The organism is Bacillus fungorum, assembly GCF_002746455.1.
Lineage (GTDB): Bacteria > Bacillota > Bacilli > Bacillales > Bacillaceae_G > Bacillus_A > Bacillus_A fungorum.
The window spans coordinates 1-2,981 of record NZ_NWUW01000089.1 but is presented as its reverse complement, the minus strand read 5'-3'; the positions used below and the strand labels follow the sequence as shown (position 1 = coordinate 2,981).

Genomic DNA, 2,981 nt, shown 5'->3' with positions numbered 1-2,981 from the left:
GGACAAGTGTATTTTAAGTAATAAAGATTCTAAGAATCTTACTATAAAAGACTATGCTGAAAAGTATAGTTTTTTTGCTAGAAAAATATATTTGAAAATAAATATATAAAAATACTTTACAAGCTTACTTCTATATGGTAATATTTTCCATATAGAACAACGGTGTTGTAAAACACTTATAAATTAAAAAATCTTTATGTAAAATTATATAGATTTAATGGTAAACTTTACTGTGATAAAAAATATTGCACACAATGGAGGAATTGACATGAATAATACATTTTTAAAAACAGCAACAGCATTAACAATTATGGGTACATCATTACTAGGAGCATTTACTGCTAAGGCTGATAACACAGACTCATTAAAATTCAATGATGTTCCAGCAAATCACTGGTCTACGAAAGCAATCTATGATTTAGCAAATCGTAAAGTAGTAGCAGGATACGGAAATGGACAGTTTGGTTTTGGTGACAATGTAACTCGTGGACAGGTTGCTCGTATGATTTACGCATACGTAAAACCAGCAGATGCAGGTGCTAGCTTCAAAAATCCATTTTCAGATATTAAAGGACACATGTTTGAAAAAGAAATCTTAGCACTTGCTAAAGAGGGTCTTGTTGCTGGTTATGGTGAAGGGAAATATGGTCCAGATGATATTTTAACTCGTGAACAAATGGCGCAAGTACTTACAAATGCATTTAAATTCAAAGCGACTACAACAACTTCATTTAAAGATGTTGATAAAAAATCTTGGGCGTATAACGCAATTAATGCTTTAGAAGAGAATGGTGTTACTTCTGGTACAGGAGGAGATATGTATTCACCTAAAATGCATGTAACTCGTGAGCAATACAGTCAATTCTTATATAACTCTATTAATGTACTGGAAAAAGAAACAAAACCAGAAACAAAGCCAGAAACAAAACCAGAAACAAAACCAGAAACAAAACCAGAAACAAAGCCAGAAACAAAACCAGAAACAAAGCCAGAAACAAAACCAGAAACTAAGCCAGAAACAAAACCAGAAACAAAACCAGAAACAAAACCAGAAACAAAGCCAGAAACAAAGCCAGAAACAAAACCAGAAACTAAGCCAGAAACAAAGCCAGAAACAAAACCAGAAACTAAGCCAGCAGTACCAGAGGGATTAGATACAAGTCTTGTGGCAGAAGATTTTTCTTATTATCCTGAGTCGTTAAAAACCCCGATAGTACAGAAACAGTTAACTCAAGAGGCACAGAGTATTCTAAAGAGAATTAACAGTACATATAATACAAATCTTCAGTACAAAGATCCTTTAAGTATTGTAGATAAAAATATGTATCTTCCTAAAGGATCAATAGGAGCTCAATTTGCTGTAGCAGGTAGTCCAGATGATTTTAAAATATATTTTTTAGATAACAATAAAGCAACTGTAGAATTAGCGAAACAATGGACTACTTTACTGAGCGGTCTAAATTTAGATAAGGAAATTCAGGAAACTGTTGATGCACGAAAAATAAATAACTATGAAAAAGGAAACTATAAAATTCGCATTGGACAATCTATGGCTGATCATACAATGTATGTAGACGTTCAATCTAAATAATGATATAATAATTTATAAATATAATAAAATTAATAAATGATATACGTGAAGGACAAACCTTACGTACCTAACCAATGGTACAGGTTTGTCCTTTTTTATGTTTTAGGAGGGAAACTTATGAAATTTAAAAGAGGTTTATTATTTTTATGTACTTCAACGGTATTAATGATTCCAAGTATAGCAAGTGCGAAAAATGCTGATATACCATTTTATAATGGGGATGAAAATACCTTTGTAACAGCGACGGACTTACAAATGCCTGGTAAATATATTCGGCCAGGGAGTGGGTATTCACCACCAGGTGTGGATTTAATGTATAAAGGTGATCTTCATTACCCAGCTGTATATAACGGTTCTTTTAATTTTGATAATCCACATGATAATTTGGTGAAAAACGAAGATTTATCTGAGCCTTATGTTCGAATTGCAAATGATGGTTATTGGAATAGCGCTGTTCCAGTGGGCGATCGTATGGTGACAGAAGTAGAAAGAATGAATAATGCTATTATTGCCGATAAATATTGGGGGAATCCTAAATTCGTATTAGAAAATATGAATAAGCATTTAATATTAAATTTAAATACTAAAACACCATATGGTAGATTTTATTGGATTCGTGATGTTGCTTATCTATCAGGCGGGTATGCTGGAGCTGGTGGTGTTGGTGGAGTAAACAATTATAGCCTGTGGTACGTACGTACGAGTAAACCTGAAATAAAAGACTTTAAAGCCTCTAGTAGTGCGAAGAATAAACCTGTTAAGTTTACATTTAACGGTTTCGAGTATGTAAGTAAAGATAAAGGTTATACAGAACATGGTCCCAAACTCGATATAGGTAACCCTTATTCATCGATAGCGGGTGAACGGAACCGTGTGAAATGGATGTTAGACATTACAAAAGATGGTGAAACTGTGCATCATCAAGAAAATTATTTACGTTCAAATCCGCAAAAAGATAATGATAAACAAAATGAAGGCGATGCAGGAAAGTTTATGAAAGAGGATGTAAGCTGGCAACCGCAAATGTGTGGTCGATATACTGCGAAAATTAAGGTGCTTGATGGAGTCCAAAGGCAATCGGAAGAAAAAACGGTAAACTTTAATGTAGATGGTAACTGTGGTACAGAAGTACCACCTAATCCAGATGATGAAGATGATTTTAAATATAAAATTGATTTCTCTGCTGACCGAATTGAAGGTGAAACAGCAAGAGAAGGAAAGAATATTAAAACAAGAGTAGATGTATCGCGTGATAATTTTAAGCCAGAACGTGACCAATATAGAGCAAAGGTAAATAACAATATTAATAAGTCCCAGCAAGAAGTAAATAGTTCTGAATCCGTAAGAGATAGTGCACAGTCTAGTTTAAGTTATTGTCGTCGTAATCCAA

At 33.5% G+C, this 2,981-nt stretch carries 1 protein-coding gene and 1 pseudogene; both read left to right on the top strand.

Going from position 1 to position 2,981, the window contains the following annotated elements; translation table 11 throughout:
• Nucleotides 1-268 precede the first annotated feature (268 nt).
• Nucleotides 269-1,591, top strand: coding sequence for an S-layer homology domain-containing protein (locus CO726_RS30610; protein WP_099686793.1), 1,323 nt, complete (start codon nt 269-271; stop codon nt 1,589-1,591).
• A 117-nt stretch (nt 1,592-1,708) separates the two neighbouring features.
• A pseudogene (locus CO726_RS30605) lies at nt 1,709-2,981 on the top strand (hypothetical protein); the annotation flags it as partial.

What these genes read in the sequence shown, in the direction of transcription:
- CO726_RS30610 (WP_099686793.1), top strand. Translation starts at nt 269, where the DNA reads ATGAATAATACATTTTTAAAAACAGCAACAGCATTAACAATTATGGGT.